Origin of the sequence: Geomonas ferrireducens (assembly GCF_004917065.1) — a bacterium.
In the GTDB taxonomy this organism is placed as follows: Bacteria; Desulfobacterota; Desulfuromonadia; order Geobacterales; family Geobacteraceae; genus Geomonas; species Geomonas ferrireducens.
Map to the genome: position 1 here is coordinate 1,751,889 of NZ_SSYA01000001.1, position 16,928 is coordinate 1,768,816.

Sequence of the window (16,928 nt, forward strand, 5' to 3'; positions counted from 1 at the left end):
TTGGGAAGGGAAGGTTAAAGTCCCCCTTTGCGAAGGGGGATTTAGGGGGATTTTGCGGGGGCGGCAGAGGCAAATCCCCCCTGTCCCCCCTTCGCAAAGGCTACGGGGGGCAGGCTCCCCCTTCGCAAAGGGGGGGACGCTTCGGCGCGAGCAGCGCTTAGTGGCAGCTGTAATCAGCGATCCCCGCTATTCCCTGAAGAACCTTCCCGCCTTTCAATCCTCCTGCGCCCTCAGCTCCCTGAAGATCGCGGAGAGGGAAAACCCCTTCCTCTGCAGGTAACCGATGATGCGCCGCTTTTCCTTGTCGCTTGCGGACGCCGGGTCGAAGCCGGGATAGCGCCGCTCGATGGTCTGTACCAGGAGCTCCCGCTCGCTGTACTCACCGGAAAGCTCTTCAAGCACCTGGCTCACGATTGGTCCGGCCACGCCGCGCTTGGCTAGTTCCAGCTTGAGCCGCGGGCCGACCCCTCTGCCGTTTCGAAGCGCCGACGAGGCGAAGGTGCGCGCGAAGCGCAGATCGTCCAGGTAGCCGAGCTCCTTCATCCGGGCCACCGCCGCCTCGCTCTCCCCTTCCTCGTACCCCTTGCCGGAAAGCTTCTTTCTAAGCTCCGCCTCGGAGTGGTCGCGCAGGGTGAGAAGCCGCAGACAGCAGTCGAGCGCCGTGCCGCGCTGCACCTAGTACTTCTCGATGACCAGCTCCTTGTCGCCACCCTCCGCCGGAGCTGCCTCGTCGGTGAAGGTGTCCCAGTTGGAGTCCGAGGTGGACGAGATGCCGGATACCTTGAGGGCGAAGTCGTCGGGGTTGCTCGACTGGCGCATGGCCTCTTCGTAGGTGATGAGTTTCCTGGTCAAGAGCTGCATGAGCGACTGGTCGAAGGTCTGCATGCCGTAGGTCGTATGCCCCTGGGCGATGGCCTCCGGGATCTGCTTCGTCTTCTCCTTGTCGTCGATGCAGTCCCTGATGCGGGCGGTGCCGATCATGACCTCGACCGCGGGGACGCGCCCCTTGCCGTCCATGCGCGGCACCAGGCGCTGCGAGATGACCCCTCTCAGGATCCCCGCGAGCTGCATCCTCACCTGTCTCTGGTGGAAGGGGGGGAAGACGGAGATGACGCGGTTGACGGTCTCTGCGGCGTCCAGGGTGTGCAGCGTGGAGAGCACCAGGTGCCCCGTCTCGGCCGCGGTGAGTGCCGTCTCGATGGTCTCGTAATCGCGCATCTCGCCGACCAGGATGACGTCCGGGTCCTGCCTCAAGGCCGAGGTCAGCGCCTTGCCGAAGGTGAGCGTGTCGAAGCCGACCTCGCGCTGGCTGATGAGGCTCTTCTTGTCCTTGTGCAGGTACTCGACCGGGTCCTCGATGGTGATGATGTTGCAGGTCCTGTGCTCGTTGATGTAGTCGATCATGGAGGCGAGCGTTGTGGACTTGCCGGAGCCGGTGGTGCCGGTGACGAGGATCAGGCCGCGCTGCTCGAGGGAGAGCTTTTTAAGGACCGGCGGCAGGTTCAGCGATTCCAGCGTGGGGATGGCGATCGGGATGGCGCGCAGCACCATGGCGACCGTGCCGCGTTGGGCGAAGGTGTTGACGCGGAAACGCCCGAGCCCCGGGACCCCGTAGGAGAGGTCGACCTCGTAGTTCTCCTCGAAGATCCGCTTCTGGCGATCGTTCATGATGGAGAACGCCATGTTCCTGACCGCCTCGCTGGAGAGGCGTTCCGCGTTGGGGATGGCGCGCAGGGATCCGTCGATCCTGACGATGGGGGGAAGCCCCGCCTTCAGGTGGATGTCGGACCCCTTGGCCTTCATGGCTATGCCGAGGATCTCGTTGAGGGTCATGGCTTAGGCTGCGCCGGACGCGGCGTCTTGTTGCGGTGCGGTGAGTTTTTCCCTGATCTCGGCGAGGATCTCCGGGTGCTCCTTTAGGAACAGTCGGGAGTTCTCGCGACCCTGGCCGATGCGCTCCTTGCCGTATGAGAACCAGGCGCCACTCTTTTCGACGACGTTGCGCTCAACGGCTAAGTCGAGGACGTCGCCTTCCTTGGAGATACCCTCGCCGTAGAGGATGTCGAATTCGACCTCCTTGAACGGGGGGGCCACCTTGTTCTTCACCACCTTCACGCGGGTTCTCGAGCCGATCATGTCGTTGCCCTGCTTGAGCGCCGCGATCTTCCTGATGTCCATGCGCACGGAGGCGTAGAACTTGAGGGCGTTGCCGCCGGTGGTGGTCTCGGGGTTGCCGAACATGACGCCGATCTTCATCCTGATCTGGTTGATGAAGATGACGCAGCAGTTTGACTTCGAGATGATGCCGGTGAGTTTCCTGAGCGCCTGGGACATGAGGCGTGCCTGCAGGCCCATGTGCGAGTCACCCATGTCCCCCTCGATCTCCGCCTTCGGAACCAGCGCGGCGACGGAGTCGACGACGAGGACGTCGATGGCGCCGGAGCGCACCAGGGTCTCGGCGATCTCGAGTGCCTGCTCGCCGGTGTCCGGCTGCGAGACGAGGAGGTCGTCGGTCTTGACGCCGAGCTTTCTCGCGTAGCCGATGTCGAGGGCGTGCTCCGCGTCGACGAAGGCGGCGATGCCGCCCAGTTTCTGGGCCTCGGCGATGACGTGCAGGGCGAGGGTGGTTTTACCGGAGGATTCCGGTCCGAAGATCTCGATGACGCGGCCGCGGGGGACGCCCCCCACCCCAAGCGCCAGGTCCAGAGAGAGGGAGCCGGTCGGGATGGCCGCCACGTCCGGGAGCGCCTCCTCGTTGCCCAGCCTCATGATGGCCCCTTTGCCGAACTGTTTCTCAATCTGGCTCATCGCCAGGTCCAGGGCCTTTTCCGCTTTTTCCTTATCGAGCATCGTTTTATATCTCCTTCGCCTTTCCAGGCGGTTTTTGGGTCTGGGTTTTCAGCCCATCACACATAGCACAAGTAAAACCGCAAACGCAAGGTTCAAGGGCACGATCGACGACATGGTTCTACGTTCTATGTTCTACGTTCTACGTTGAACCTTAAAAAATCGGGGTTCCGCTTTGCGTCGGCGTCCATTTTCCTGCGCGCTTGCCCCACGAGCCTGCAACGTAGAACTTAGACGTAGAACATAGAACGGGTTCTAAAACAAAGCAGGCTGGATAAGTTCCTGCTCGAGCGGGAGCACGAGGAAGAAGGAACTCCCATCGCCGCTCTCCACCCAGACCATGCCGCCGTGCGCCTCGACCATCCCCTTGACGATGGCAAGCCCCAGCCCGGCCCCGCGTCCCTGCCGCCGCCCGCTCGAGTGGTGCCGGATCTCGCCTACCTCGTAGAAGATCTCGAAGACGCGCTGCTGCTCGTCCAGCGGAATGCCGATGCCGCCGTCGCGCACCTCGACCTCCAGATAGCAGCGTTCGCCGCAGCGCCTCAGGAACTCGGGGTTGAAGCGGGTGAGCGTGCCGGAGCGCACCGAGAGGGCCTCGTGGTCGACGACGCGGCCGGTCACCACGATCTCGCCCCCTTCGGGGCTGAAGCGGATCGCGTTCAGCAAAAGCTCGTAGAAGACCCGCTCCAGGTAGGTGCAGTCCCCCTGGAAGAAGGGGAGATGATCGAGTTCGCGCAGGGTGATCGCCTGCCCGCGCTCCTCGAAGAGCGGCTGGAGCTGGTCCAGGAGATTTTCGAGCAGCATGCGCAGGTGGATGGCGCTCGTCTCGAGCCCATCCCTGCGCGCCTCCAGTCGGATCAGCTTCAAAAGATCGGCGACCAGGGCCTTCAGGCGCAGGCTCCCGTCGCGCACCATCTCGAGCACCTGGCAGGCGTCTTCCTGGGAGACCCATTCCTGCTGCAGCAGGTGGTCGACGCCCGCCACGATGCTGGTGAGCGGCGTGTTGAACTCGTGGGAAACCATCCCGAGGAACTGGTTCTTCATGCGATCCAGGCGGGTCTGCTCCTGATGCGCCTGTTCAATGAGGGCGAGGTTCTGCTTGAGTTTCGTCTCAGAGAGGGAAAGGCTGTGGCTGCTCCTCTCCAAAAGGCGGTGCGAGCGGAGCAGCTCCTCGCTCTTCCACTTGAGCTCGTCGAAAAGCCGCACCTGCTCGATGATGTTCCCCATCTGCCTGCCGACGCTCTCAAGGAAGCGGAGCTCCTTCGGGCCGTAGTTGTGCGGGACGCGGTGGATGAGATGGATGAAGCCCAAAAGGCGCTCCTGCGAGCGGATCGGGATCGAGGTGAGGCTCCCCCAGCCGTTGCAGGCGTCCTGAAGCGGCGCGACGCTGACTTCGCTCAACCGTTCAGGGCCACCCTCCACGCTCTCCGTGATGACCCGCTCCAGTTCGGCTGGGGCCTGTCGCGAGGCGCAAAGGGCGGGGGAGGGGGCCTCCGGCGTTGAGAGGTGCAGCGTCCCACCCTCGGCATCGAAACGCTCCATCAGCTCGAGGAGGGTCTCCTCCTGCATCGTTTTCAGGTCGGTCCCCTGGCTCATGCTGGCAAGCATGTTGTTGAGGATGGAGAGCTCGCGGTTTCTCTGCCAGATCTCGTGCTCGGTGCGCCGCTTTTCCGTGATGTCGCGCAAAAGACAGTGCGCCACCTGCTCGTCGCCCAGGTCGATGAGGCGGGCGTTTATCTCGCCCATGAAGAGGGAGCCGTCCTTTCTCTTCATCTGGGCGCAGTCCCAGTCCGCCTCCCCCTGGCGCACGAGCTGATAGATGAAGGTGCGCAGCCGGTCGTGTTCGGAAGTGGCGAAGATGTCGCGCACCTCCATGGAGGCGAGCTCCTCCTTGCTGAAACCGATGAGCTCACGCCCAAGGCGGTTTTCTTCCTGCAGCAGCCCCGTCTTCACGTGGAAGATGAATATCGCGTTGCCCGCCCCCTCGAGGAGGCTCTTGTAGCGCCGGGCGCTCTTTAGCGCCTCCTGCTGCATCTCGTCGATCTCGCGGCGCAGCCCGTCCACCATGCTCGCCTGGCGCTGCCTGAATAGCGCCACGAAGCAAAGGAGCACCGTCGCCAGCGACACGGAGACGCTGAAGTGGAGCCACCCCGGCAGCGGCGTGTACTGCTCGATCAAAAGGAGCAGCAGCTCGCAGGCGACTATGAGTAGGAGCGGTGCAAAGTGCACGGCGATCCCCCTGGTGTGATGGGACGCTTGTCGGCGCCCGGTTTACCTAATGGAGGGTGAGGAGGTGTTTGCGCAGCCAATCCAGCGCGGTAAAGGTGGTGATGGAGCGGACGCGGGTCCGGTCTCCCTGGAAATTGAAACGTTCGGCGCGGCAGCCGGTGGCGTCGGCGATGCCGATGTACACGGTGCCGACCGGTTTTTCCGCCGTGCCGCCATCGGGGCCGGCGATGCCGGTCACCGAAACGGCGAGGTCGCTGCCCGCAGCCTTTCGGGCACCTTCGGCCATGGCGCGCGCCACTTCCGCGCTCACGGCGCCGTGCTGTTCGATGAGCTCGGCCGGCACGCCGAGCATGCGTGTCTTCGCCTCGTTGCTGTAGGTTACGTTCCCCTCGAGGAAGTACGCGGAGCTCCCTGCCATGGCGGTGATCCGGGAGGCGATCATCCCGCCGGTGCAGGATTCGGCGAGGGAGAGCGTCACCTTCTTCTCCCGGAAAAGCCGTGCGAGTACGCAGTCCATGGTGTCGCCGTCTTCGGCGAAAAGAAATTCCGCAAGGCGCTCCCGCACCGCAGCCGCCGTCGTCTCGAGAAGCGCCGCGTCGGCTGCCGCGGCCCGCAGGATCACGTGGATCTCCGGGTACTTCACGCAGTAGGCAAGCTGCACCGGGCCGCCGCCGGACAAGGCCCCTTCCAGGCGCTCCGCTATGGCCGCCTCGGGAATGCCGAAAAGTCTCAGGGTGATCCGCCGCCACGGCGCGGGAAGCCTTTTCCCCAACGCCGGGAGGACCGTGTCGGCAAGCATCCGCTCCATCTCGAACGGGACACCGGGGAGGAAGGAGATCTCCGCGCCCCTGATGCCAACCGTGAAACCGCAGGCGGTGCCGAGTGGGTTCGGGATCAGGCGGCACCCGCGCGGCACAAGGGCCTGGCGCTTGTTGGACGGGTGCAGCGGCCTGGCGATCCTTTCCTCGAAGCGGGCGAGATGGTCGAGGGCCTCCTGCGAGAGCTCGAGCGGTACCCCCGCGGCACGGGCCGCCGCCTGCGCCGTGTAGTCGTCAGGGGTGGGGCCGAGTCCGCCGGTGGCGATCACCGCGTCACTTGACCCGGCAAGCTCGAGAATCGCCTCAACGATGGCATCCTCGTCGTCCGGGACGGTGACGTGCCGGAAAACGCGCGCGCCGGCTTCGTAGAGCCGGTCCGCGATGTGGGCCGCGTTCGTGTCCACCACCTCGCCGGAGAGGAGCTCGTCGCCTATGGAGAGGACGGATACCCTCACGGCAGGAACCTCAGTGCGAGGTGCGTCGCAGCGCAGGCGTAGATCCCGGCCACGATGTCGTCCATCACCACGCCGTAGCCGTTTTTGAGCGACCGGTCGAACCAGCGCGCCGGCTGCGGCTTGACGATGTCGAAGATGCGGAACATGACGAAGCCGGTGAGCACCCCGATCCAGGTGGCGGGGACCGCGATCATGGTGACGAGATACCCCGCCACCTCGTCGATGACGATCTTTCCGGAGTCGTGCTCGCCCCAAAGCTCCTCGCCGAAACCGGCGGCCCAGCAGGCGAAAACGGTGAAGGCCACCGTGGTCAGAAGGTAGAGCGACAGCGGCATGCGCGACAGGAGCAGGAAGAAAGGGATCGCCCCCGCGGTCCCGACCGTCCCCGAGGCAAAGGGGGCGAAGCCGGTGCCGAACCAGGTGGCTGAAACGATTACGAATTTTTTCATCCCTTGCTGCACTCCCTTTCCACGATGCGGTACACGTCGATGAGCGGCATCCCCTTTTCCAGCGCGACGGCGCGGCACGAATCGTATTCCGGCGTCACCCGCCCGTCCCCCAGCACCTTGACGGACACGCGCCCGACGGAGGTCTCGCGGCTCTCCACGCGGCGCTGCGCGACGATGCGGTTCGCGGGATAGTAGCGAAGGCCGATGGCGCTCGACTCGGATAACACGATTGCTGAGAGGCGCTCGAGGTCGGCCGGTTTCGCGATGACGGTGAGCCGGGTCCCCGGGCGGTTCTTCTTCATCTGCAGAGGGGAGAAGGCGACGTCGAGGGCGCCGGCCTCCATGAGCCGCTCCATCAGGAAGCCGAAGATCTCTGCGGGCATGTCGTCGATGTGGGTCTCGAGGACCAGCACCTCCTGCGCCGCGCCGGGCGTTGCCTCCTCACCGAGCACCAGACGAAGCAGGTTCGGCAGTTCCGGAAAATCCTTCTCCCCAGCACCGTAGCCGGTCCCTTTCACGGTCATAGCCGGTGGGGCGCCGAAGCGGTCGGCGAGTGCCGCGACGATGGCAGCGCCGGTCGGCGTCACCCGCTCACCTTCGCCGATGTCCGGGCCGACGGGAATCCCCTCCATGAGCCTCGCGGTGGCCGGGGCTGGTACCGGGAGAAGGCCGTGCGCCGTCTTCACGAAGCCGCGCCCGTAGGGGAGCGCCGAGGCGCAGACCCGTTCGATCCCGAGGTAGTCGAGGCCGATGGCGGTTCCGACGATGTCCACGATGGAGTCGATGGCGCCCACCTCGTGGAAGTGCACCCGTTCGAGAGGCACCCCATGCACGGCGGACTCGGCCTGGGCGAGTTTGAGGAAGATGCGCCCGGCAAGCTCCTTCACCCGGGGCTTCAGCCCGGATTTATCGATCATCGCTGCGATGCCGCTGTAGTGGCGGTGCGGTTGATCCGACTCGATGCAGGTCACCTTGAAGGAGGTGCCGGCGACGCCGTGGCGTTCCGTTTTGTGCGACTCCAGGGTGTAACCCGAGAGGGGGAGCGCGGAGAGCTCCCGTTGCAGCGTCTCTAGGGGAAGCCCGAGCTCGATCATGGCGGCCACGGTCATGTCGCCTGCGATACCGGCGAAACAGTCGAAATATAGAACCCTCATCCGTGCACCCTGTTCATGAGGCTCGCGGCGTAGGCCGCCCCGAAGCCGTTGTCTATGTTCACCACGGTCACCCCGGCGGCGCAGGAGTTCAGCATCCCGAGCAGGGCGGCGACCCCGCCGAAGGAGGCGCCGTAGCCGACCGAGGTAGGGACGGCGATTACCGGCTTGTCCACGAGCCCACCCACCACCGAGGGGAGCGCCCCCTCCATGCCGGCCACCACGATGATCACCGCGGCCTCGGAGAGCGTCCCACGGCGCGCCAGCAGCCGGTGCAGGCCGGCCACCCCCACGTCGTAGACCTTCTCCACCTCGTTCCCCATGAGCTCTGCGGTGAGCACCGCCTCGGCCGCCACCGGGATGTCGGAGGTGCCGGCGCAGACCACGAGCACCTTGCCCCTTCCGCGCCGCTCCACCGGGTGCTGCTCGATGGTGAGCGCGCGCGCGTCGGCATGGTAGACCGCCTGGGGGAAGGACTCCATGAGCTTCGCCCCTTTGGCGCGGTTCACCCGCGTCGCGAGGACGTTGCCGCCTTTCTCGAGCAGCGCCTGGATGATGGTGCGCATCTGGGGGATACTCTTGCCCTGTCCGAAGATGACTTCAGGGAAGCCCTGGCGCAACGTGCGGTGGTGGTCCACCGTGGCGCAGCCCAGGTCCTCGAAGGGGAGGTGCTTCAGTTTCTCCAGGGCGTTCGCTACGTCTACCGAGCCGTCTCGCACGTCCTGCAGTATCTTCTCAATCGTTTTGCTTTGCATGAATCTGGTACTGCCTCCGCAGGTTGGAAAATAGCATTAAGGCTAGCATAGAAACTGCCGCTACGCTGCTAAAAAATGTGATTTTGGCAGGGATGGGGGATTTTTCTGACAAAGCAGGCCGCTGATACGGGGGTGGTGTGACAAATCGCCGTGCTAAAAGGGGAAATGCCTATGGGGATGGGGCCGATGCCAGACTCAGGAAGGCCTTGTTCCTTTCCTGGAAGGCGCACTCACGCCGTCTCTCTTTCTCTGTGCCTCCATCACGCTGCGCAGGATCCGGTTGGCCCGCGTCTGATACCCTTTTCCGCCTTCCTTGAGCCATGTCACCACGTCGGAATCAAGCCGTATCGTGATGGCCTGCTTGGCGGGGGTCAAGGTAGCTTTCTCGAAGAAATCATCTCCCAGTTCCGGAATGTCCGAGTAGTCGATTTCCTCTTCCCTGATTGCATCAACCCTTGCCCAGTCTGTTTGCGACGGCGTTTTCGAATCTCTCTTTTTCACGTATGTTCGCCTTTCTCAGTGAAATTATCCGTATGGTGTCGGTGCCCCTGCAAGTGTACACGGCAACCATTACGCGGTTTTTGATGCAGCCCATGACAATGAAGCGGGGTTCTCCATAGTCTCTGCGTTCATCCCTGATCTCGAGGTGGTTTCCCTGAAAGATCTCAGCTGCGTCGGCAAAGTCGCAGCCATGCTTCACCAGGTTTAGCGCGCCTTTTCTCTCATCCCAATCGAGCTTCATTCCCTGCCTTATTGTATGTACGTGTGTAATTACAGTCAAGTGGCGGCTACCCTGGGAAGGGGTTATATCGCATTTATGTTTGCGAACCGGCTCCCCCTGTTGTAGCTTTTGAGCCTGTTTGAGCCGGAAAGGAGGAGGGATATGGGAGACAAGGAAAACGGGATGAAGGTGGCGCTCGTGACGGGTGCGGGGCGCGGTATCGGTTACGGGATCGCTAAAAAGCTGCTTTCGGAGGGGTATGCGGTGGTGCTGGCGGATATCGACGGGGCGTCGGCGGATGCTGCCGCGGATGGCCTCGCCGCGCCGGAGCGTCTGCTTGCCCTGCAGGCGGACGTCTCGGACGAGCAGTCGGTGCTCTCCATGGTAGAGCGGAGCGTCGCCCGCTTCGGCCTGCTCGATCTGCTGGTGAACAACGCCGCGCTCGCGGGCGCCCACGCCGCTCCCGTGCACGAGCTACCGCTTGAGCAGTGGAGCCGGGTCATCGCCACCAACCTGACCGGCGTGTTCCTCTGCGCGAAGCACGCGGTGCCGCATTTGAAGAAAAGCCGCGGCAGCATCGTCAACATCTCTTCGACCCGTGCCCTGCAGTCGGAGGCGGACACCGAGGCGTACTCGGCAAGCAAGGGGGGCGTCGTGGCGCTCACCCACGCCCTTGCCATGAGCCTCGGGCCGGAGGTGCGGGTGAACTGCGTCAGTCCGGGGTGGATCCACAACGGTGCGGAGTCGGAGCTAAGCCCCGCCGATCACGCCCAGCACCCGGTCGGCCGGGTGGGACGCGCTGACGACATCGCGGAACTGGTCGCTTGCCTTGCCTCGACCCGGGCGGGCTTCATCACCGGCCAGAACTTCGTCGTCGACGGCGGCATGACCCGCAAGATGATCTACGCCGACTAGCGCCTCAGTGGCGCCGCAGCAAGGGGAACTTTAGCCTGTGGTGCGGTCGGCAGATACCCGTACGGCAGGTACAGGGGCGGCGGAGAAATCGAAGAAGCGGTCGGCGAGACCGAGGTCCACGTCGGTAACTTCACAATAAATGGCGGTGCCGAGGAAAAGAAAAAAGGGTACGGCTAGATGCCGTACCCAGAAGTTTCCATCCAGTTTCGATTCCGCTAGCGTATCCGGTTCAGCCTGTGCTGGTAGAGGTAATCCGCCCCCTGGTAGTAGGCGAGCATGTCGGTCAGCATGGCGTCCGAGACCGGCTCTGCTTGCGCTTTGCCGCTCTTTCTGTCCACCTTGTATTGTGCCGCGTACTGCTGGGGGCCGAGCACGAGGAGCCTGTCCTCGGTGAGGTACCCAAGCTTCTGATAGGTCGACACAAAGGCGCGCGGGGCCTCTTTGGAATCCTTCAGTACGTCCCGCCCAAGGAAGTCACTCTTATAGCTCATATTCATCAGGCCGAGGACGGTCGGTGCCACGTCGATCTGGCTCATCATCCTGTCGACGCGCGCGGGTTTCACGTGGGCCGGGGAGTAGACGAGGAGCGGGATCTCGTACTTCTTGATCGGGATGTCCGTTTTCCCCGCGCTGCTCGCGCAGTGGTCCGCGACGATGACGAAGACGGTGTCCTTGAACCACGGCTTGCTGCTCGCTTCGGCCACGAGCCTGCCGATCGCGTAATCGGCGTATTTGACCCCGCCCTTTCTGCCACCGCTTTTCGAAGGGATGTCGATGCGGCCGGCGGGGTAGGTGAAGGGGCGATGGTTCGAGGTGGTCATCACCATGGAGAAGAAGGGCTTCTTCGCGGCGTAAGATTTGTCCCCCTCGCGGATCACCTTGCGGAAGAGGTCCTCGTCGCATACCCCCCAGACGTTGGAAAAGGTCACCTCGTTCTTGGCGAAGTCCTGACGGTCCACGATCGAGTAACCGTTGCCGGAGAAGAAGGCGTTCATGTTGTCGAAGTAGCCGTGCCCCGCGTAGATGAACTTGGACTCGTATCCCTTGCCGTTCAGGATTTCACCCCAGGAGCGGAACCCGCCGTTGTTCGGACGTTTGACGATCGACGTCCCCGGCAGGGGGGGGATGGAGAGGGTGAGCGCCTCCAGGCCGCGGATGGTGCGGGTGCCGTTGGCGTAGAGGTTGGTGAAAAGAAGCGACTGGGAGGCAAGGCGGTCCAGGTTCGGCGTCAGGTGGTCTTTGTTGCCGAAGACGCCCAGGTATTCGCCGGAGAGGCTCTCCTCGGTGATCACCACCAGGTTAAGCCGTTTTTCCGGACCTTCGCCGCGGATCTCCCTGGTGAAGCGCTCGGACTTAGGGTCGGCGAAGCGGTTGTTTCTCTCGGCCACCAGGGTCCTCAAGCGCGCGTTCACCTTGTCCTGAGGCAGGGTGCGGTAGAACCTCGTAAAGGAAAGCTCGTTGTTCACGAACGCGGCGAAGAGGTTGTAGACCCCGTTGCCGGCGATCTCGTTGGCGAAGTTGTTCTGTGAGATCGCCGATTGCGAGATGTTGACCACGCCGTAGGAGAGAAGCGGAGCGATGAGCAGCACGGCGCCGATCTTGTGGTATGTGCCGTTGAAGGTGACCTCGGCGCCACGGGCGATGGCCCTGCGCAGAAACCAGGAAGCCGCAACGGCGACCGTTGCGATGCCCGAGAAGATCACCGGGAGGGGATACGACTCCTTGATGTTGCCGATAACCTCGGTGGTGTAGAGCAGGTAGTCGACGGCGATGAAGTTGAAGCGTGTACCGAATTCATCGAAGAAGAGGTACTCGGCGCAGATGTCGAAGACCAGCACGCTTACGAACAGCGCGAAGAGCACCCGCACGCCCCAGACATGCCAGCGGTGCGTCGTCACCCGGCGCGGCATGACGATTAAGTAGAGCGCCAGCGGTATGAGGGCGTAAGCGAGCGTAGCCAGGTCGAAGTAGAACCCGGTGCAGGCGGCCTTGAGGATGAGGGAAAGCTTCAGGCCCGACCCTTTGGGGGCCATGCTGAGGAGCATGATGCGGATAGCGGCGTTTACTGAAAGGAAGGTGCAGGAGACAAGGGCGACAAGGCCCAGTCGGCGTTGCGGCATGTATTAACCTCACAATTGTCGTGATACTGCGCCACAAAGCATACGACAAGGCGCCTTTCCGAAAGATTGCAGAGAGATGACATTTTTGTCATCTGTGCGGCCCCTTGCGCCCTTATGCTTCCCCTTCCGGCCCCTCGCCCAGCGAAGGGGCATCCGCAGGGGGGGGCGGGGACGCATCGATCACTTCACGCACCTTCACGGCGAGGTCGGTCATGGAGAAAGGCTTCGAGATGAAGTTCACCCCCTTCTCCAGCACGCCATGGTGGGCAATCACGTTGGCGGTGTAGCCGGACATGAAGAGGCACTTAGCTTTCGGGCAGAGCGGCTGCAGCCTGCGCGCCAGCTCCCGCCCGTTCATCTCGGGCATGACCACGTCGGTGACGATGAGGTCGATCTGCCGCCCGTTCTCGCCGGCTAATTCCAGCGCCTCGGAAGGGGTCTTGGCGGAGATGACCTGGTACCCCTGCAAGGCGAGGAACGACACCGCCACGTCGCGGATGCTCGGCTCGTCCTCCACGATCAGGATGGTCTCGTTCCCCCGGGTCTCCTTGGCGGCGGTCGGCTCGGCGAGCGGTCCCGCCTCGTCCCCCCGGTGCCGCGGCATGTAAATCTTGAAGGTGGTTCCCTTGCCCGGCTCGCTGTAAGTGTTGATGAAGCCGCTGTTTTGCCTGACTATGCCGTACACGGTGGCGAGGCCCAGCCCGGTCCCGCGTCCCACGTCCTTAGTCGAGAAGAACGGTTCGAAGATGTGGGAGAGGGTCTCGTGGTCCATGCCGCAGCCGTCGTCGCTCACGGCGAGCATGACGTAGTCGCCGGGGACGAAGCCGAAGTGGGCGTTGCAGTAGTCGGTGTCGAAGACGACGTTGCGGGTTTCGATGGTGATCTTGCCGACGTCGACGATGGCGTCGCGGGCGTTGACGCAGAGGTTGGCGACAATCTGGTCCAGTTGGGAAGGGTCCATGCAGACCCGCCACAGCTCCGCCCCGGGTCCCCAGGCGAGGTCAATGTCCTCACCCACCAGGCGCTTCAGCATCTTGAGCATCTGCTCCACGGCCCCGTTCAGGTCCAGAACCCTCGGCGCGATGGTCTGCCTGCGGGCGAAACCGAGGAGCTGGCTGGTAAGAGCCGCCGATTTGTCCGCGGCCTGACGGATGCCTTCGAAGCGGGACCGTGCCGGATGCTCGGGCGGCAGTTCCCGTGCCCCCAACTGGGCGAGCCCCATGATGACGGTAAGGAGGTTGTTGAAGTCGTGGGCCACACCGCCTGCAAGCCTTCCCACCGACTCCATCTTCTGGGCCTGCTGCAACTGCGCCTCCAGGGCAGCCTTCTCCTTCTCGGCGCGTTTCAGCTCGGTCAGGTCCGAGATCAAAACGTAGAAACCGCGGACGTTCCCATCCACGGTGTCGGGGATGTAATGGGCCCAGTGGTACCAGGTCTCCCCTCCCCGGACGGTGGTCCTCTGGAAGTGCTGCGGCTCCCCCGCGAGGGCGGCTCGCGCATGCGGCTCGTTCTGCCCGGCGAGCTCCGGCCCGAGGATTTCGTTCATCCCCTTGCCGATGATATCTTCGGCGTCTTTACCGACCCACTGCCGGTATTCGCGGTTCGCGAAGCGGCAGGTGAGATCGCTGTCCCAGTAGCAGACCATGCCCGGCAACTGCTCGGTCATAAGGCGCAGGAAGCGCTCGTTCGCGCTCAGGGCGTTTTCGAAGCGCTTTCTTTCGGTGATGTCCTCGGTGAAGATGAGGATGCCGCCGACCTCTCCGGCCGCGTCATACCAGGGGCGGATCTCCCACCTCACGTACTGTACCGCCCCGTCCCCCCTGACGAATTCATCAGCTTCCTCCGAGAGGATCTCGCCGGCGAGTCCGCGGCGGTGGAACTCCTTCCAGCGTTCGGAGATCTCGGGGAACACCTCGTAGTGCGAGCGACCGAGGACGTCGCCGTCACCCAGGCCGTACATGGCGAGCCAGCGGCGGCTCACCTGCAGGTAGCGCATCTCGCGGTCGAACATCGCCAGCGACACCGGGGCGTACTCGAAGAACAGTCGCAGGTGGGCGTTTCTCTGGTTCAGGGTTTCCAGGCTTTGCAGGCGGGCGCCGTCGGCCGCAGCCACGGCGTTGAGGTATCGGTCGATTAAGACGTAGAGAAGGGTCGCGGTGCAGAGGATGAAGAGAAAGCCCTTGGCGACGGCGATCCGCATCAGCATCTGCCGGTCGTCGAAGAGCCAGTCAAGGACCGTGTCCGATCCGTAGATCCAGGCGAGGCCGAAGACGGCGTAGATGGCGACGATCCGTACCGTTTCCCTTCGATTTTGGCGCAGGCGCGTGAACATCGTCATACTTCCTGTGCTGCCGGTGCGCATTCATGCGCGCGGCACCCCGGGCGGGGAGGAGGAAAGCCGAGGGTAACCGCCGTTCCCTTGCCGGGAGCGCTCGCCATCGAGACGGTGCCGCCGTGCAGGCTCATGATGGAGCGGACGATGGCGAGCCCCAGCCCGCTTCCCTGGTTGTAGACCTGGCGTGCCTGGGGCGAGCGGTAGAAACGGTCGAAGACGCGCGGGAGCTCAGCCGGGTCCACTCCCATGCCGTCGTCCTCGATGATCAGCTCGAGCCCCCCGTCGGAGAGCGGCCTTAGCATCACCCTGATCTCGCCGAACTTCTTCGTGTAATGCAGGGCGTTTGAGATCAGGTTCCCCACGGCGCGCTGGAACAGGTGCGGGTCGACGCAGGCCTCCCCCTCCCCCTCGATGACGATGACGGTGTTATCCTCGTCCGCCACGTTGCCGTAGTAGTCTGCCAGCCGCTCCACCTCGGCGCGGACGTCGATCAGCTCCGGCTGATAGGAACGGTCCGGGCGCGCCAGGAACAGGATGTCCACCACCATGCGGGAGAGCCGCTCGTACTCTTCAATGGCGGACTCGATGATGCGGCGGTACTCGTCCTCGGAGCGGGCACGGGAAAGGGCGACCTCCGCCTCGCCGCGCAGGTTGTTGATCGGGGTGCGCAGTTCGTGGGCGAGGTTGGCGGAAAATTCCGATAGGCGGCCGAAGGATTCCTCGAGCCGCTCCAGCATCGCGTCCAGGGCGACCGCAAGTTCTTCCAGTTCACGCGGCGAGCCCACCATCCGGGTGCGCTGGTGCAGGTCGGCCTCGGTGATGCCGGAGAGCTTGTCCGCCATCTCCTTGAGAGGTCTGAGCCCCCTGTGCGCGATGATGACCCCGAGCACGGCGGCGAGCACCAGCCCGATCACCACCGAAGACGCGGTCCGGATCAGGTACTTGGACATGAGGGCGTCGTCCTCGGTGATGTCCAGGGCGACCTGTACCAGCCGGTAATGTGGGTCGTCGTTGCGCCCGGCCCAGGCGGCGTTCAGCAGGTAGTGCTTCTTTTTCCCGGCGCGATACTTGACGCCGCGGCCGATCTTCTCGCTGCTGGTCACCGCAGGCGGGAAGAGGTCCACCGGAATGGTCTCTATCCCGTGGGACTGCAGCAGGGTACGCCCCTCCGCGTCCTGGATGCGCACCAGGTGGTGGCTTTGCTGTCCCGGCTTGTTGGCGGGCATCTGGTCTTTGAGCGCGTCGGGATGACGGGCGATGATGTCCCTCAAGTTGACGATGCGCTCGACAAGGAAGTCGTTGTCCTCGTAGTCGAGGTCCTTGGATAGCCGCTTGAACTGGAACCAGTTCGTGCACAAAAGGATCAAAAGCGTCGCGACGAAGTAGAAGCCGACCAGGCGGGCGGTAAGCGAGATGGCGCGGGGGCGGTCAGGACGCTTCTTCGTCGATGACATAGCCGACCCCCCTGATGGTGTGGATGAGCTTCAGCGTGAAGGGGTCATCCACCTTCTTCCTGAGCCTTCTGATGGCGACGTCGACCACGTTGGTGTCGCTGTCGAAATTGATCCCCCAGACCTGCTCCGATATCGTGGTGCGCGAGAGTACCTCGCTGCGGCGCCGCAGCATAAGGGTAAGCAGTTGGAACTCCTTTGCGGTGAGGTCGAGCGATTGACCCGCCCGACGTGCCTTGTGGCGTACCATGTCGAGTTCGAGGTCTGCCATCCTCAAAAGTTCGGACTGTTGCAGCGGGTGGCGGCGCAGTATGATCCTGATGCGGGCAAGCAGCTCCGAGAAGGCGTACGGCTTCACCAGGTAGTCGTCCGCCCCGAGCTCCAGGCCGTGCACCCGGTCATGCACCGCGTCGCGCGCGGAAAGGAAGATGACCGGGACGTCGTTGCCCGCCGCGCGCAGCTCCTCGATGATGGCCCAGCCACCCTTTACCGGGAGCATGACGTCCAGGATGATGAGGTCGTAACTTTCCGTCATGGCGAGGTGCAGCCCGTCCTCGCCGTCGTTGGCGATGTCGACGCTGAAGCCGTTTTCGGTAAGGCCTTTCTTGAGGTAATTGGCGGCCTTTTGCTCGTCTTCGATGATGAGGATGCGCATCTTACTCCCAGCCTTTCATGAGTTTGC

General features: G+C 63.5%; 15 protein-coding genes. 1 reads left to right on the forward strand and 14 read right to left on the reverse strand.

Annotated features, from left to right (window positions below):
• Positions 1-213 precede the first annotated feature (213 nt).
• The 10 genes from E8L22_RS07645 to E8L22_RS07690 form a co-directional block, all read right to left on the reverse strand.
• Positions 214-675: a regulatory protein RecX gene (locus E8L22_RS07645; protein ID WP_136524583.1), complete on the reverse strand. Its 462-nt coding sequence runs from the start codon at positions 673-675 to the stop codon at positions 214-216.
• On the reverse strand, positions 676-1,833 hold the full coding sequence (locus E8L22_RS07650) for a type IV pilus twitching motility protein PilT (protein WP_136524584.1): 1,158 nt from the start codon (positions 1,831-1,833) through the stop codon (positions 676-678). It abuts the gene before it with no gap.
• A 3-nt stretch (positions 1,834-1,836) separates the two neighbouring features.
• On the reverse strand, positions 1,837-2,850 hold the full coding sequence (gene recA, locus E8L22_RS07655) for a recombinase RecA (RefSeq protein ID WP_129124682.1): 1,014 nt from the start codon (positions 2,848-2,850) through the stop codon (positions 1,837-1,839).
• A gap of 252 nt (positions 2,851-3,102) precedes the next feature.
• The gene (locus E8L22_RS07660; RefSeq protein WP_136524585.1) at positions 3,103-5,076 is read right to left on the reverse strand and encodes a sensor histidine kinase; all 1,974 of its coding nucleotides are present in this window, start codon (positions 5,074-5,076) and stop codon (positions 3,103-3,105) included.
• 46 nt (positions 5,077-5,122) lie between these two features.
• Positions 5,123-6,349 (reverse strand): competence/damage-inducible protein A, encoded by a 1,227-nt coding sequence (locus tag E8L22_RS07665; RefSeq protein ID WP_136524586.1) that lies wholly within the window; start codon positions 6,347-6,349, stop codon positions 5,123-5,125.
• Positions 6,346-6,798, reverse strand: coding sequence for a phosphatidylglycerophosphatase A family protein (locus E8L22_RS07670; protein WP_136524587.1), 453 nt, complete (start codon positions 6,796-6,798; stop codon positions 6,346-6,348). The genes E8L22_RS07665 and E8L22_RS07670 overlap by 4 nt, the downstream gene beginning before the upstream one ends.
• Positions 6,795-7,952 (reverse strand): nickel pincer cofactor biosynthesis protein LarC, encoded by a 1,158-nt coding sequence (larC, locus tag E8L22_RS07675; RefSeq protein ID WP_136524588.1) that lies wholly within the window; start codon positions 7,950-7,952, stop codon positions 6,795-6,797. The genes E8L22_RS07670 and larC overlap by 4 nt, the downstream gene beginning before the upstream one ends.
• Positions 7,949-8,704, reverse strand: a complete 756-nt coding sequence (larB, locus tag E8L22_RS07680) for a nickel pincer cofactor biosynthesis protein LarB (protein ID WP_136524589.1) — start codon at positions 8,702-8,704, stop codon at positions 7,949-7,951. Before larB ends, larC begins: the two co-directional genes overlap by 4 nt.
• Before the next feature lie 195 nt (positions 8,705-8,899).
• Positions 8,900-9,205 carry a BrnA antitoxin family protein gene (locus tag E8L22_RS07685; protein WP_136524590.1) on the reverse strand — a complete coding sequence of 102 codons (306 nt, stop codon included), beginning with the start codon at positions 9,203-9,205 and terminating at the stop codon, positions 8,900-8,902.
• Positions 9,153-9,446: a BrnT family toxin gene (locus E8L22_RS07690; RefSeq protein ID WP_136524846.1), complete on the reverse strand. Its 294-nt coding sequence runs from the start codon at positions 9,444-9,446 to the stop codon at positions 9,153-9,155. Before E8L22_RS07690 ends, E8L22_RS07685 begins: the two co-directional genes overlap by 53 nt.
• Before the next feature lie 141 nt (positions 9,447-9,587).
• Here E8L22_RS07690 and E8L22_RS07695 point away from each other — a divergent pair, with 141 nt between their 5' ends.
• Positions 9,588-10,340 (forward strand): SDR family oxidoreductase, encoded by a 753-nt coding sequence (locus E8L22_RS07695; protein ID WP_136524591.1) that lies wholly within the window; start codon positions 9,588-9,590, stop codon positions 10,338-10,340.
• A 215-nt stretch (positions 10,341-10,555) separates the two neighbouring features.
• Here E8L22_RS07695 and E8L22_RS07700 read toward each other — a convergent pair whose 3' ends face one another.
• The 4 genes from E8L22_RS07700 to E8L22_RS07715 form a co-directional block, all read right to left on the reverse strand.
• Positions 10,556-12,460, reverse strand: coding sequence for an LTA synthase family protein (locus E8L22_RS07700; RefSeq protein WP_136524592.1), 1,905 nt, complete (start codon positions 12,458-12,460; stop codon positions 10,556-10,558).
• A gap of 112 nt (positions 12,461-12,572) precedes the next feature.
• Complete coding sequence (locus E8L22_RS07705; protein ID WP_136524593.1) at positions 12,573-14,792, reverse strand: hybrid sensor histidine kinase/response regulator; 2,220 nt, start codon at positions 14,790-14,792, stop codon at positions 12,573-12,575.
• 2 nt (positions 14,793-14,794) lie between these two features.
• Positions 14,795-16,249 carry a heavy metal sensor histidine kinase gene (locus tag E8L22_RS07710; protein ID WP_136524594.1) on the reverse strand — a complete coding sequence of 485 codons (1,455 nt, stop codon included), beginning with the start codon at positions 16,247-16,249 and terminating at the stop codon, positions 14,795-14,797.
• A complete protein-coding gene (locus E8L22_RS07715) occupies positions 16,224-16,901 on the reverse strand; it encodes a heavy metal response regulator transcription factor (protein ID WP_135869365.1) in 678 nt (225 codons plus the stop codon). The genes E8L22_RS07710 and E8L22_RS07715 overlap by 26 nt, the downstream gene beginning before the upstream one ends.
• Positions 16,902-16,928 lie beyond the last annotated feature (27 nt).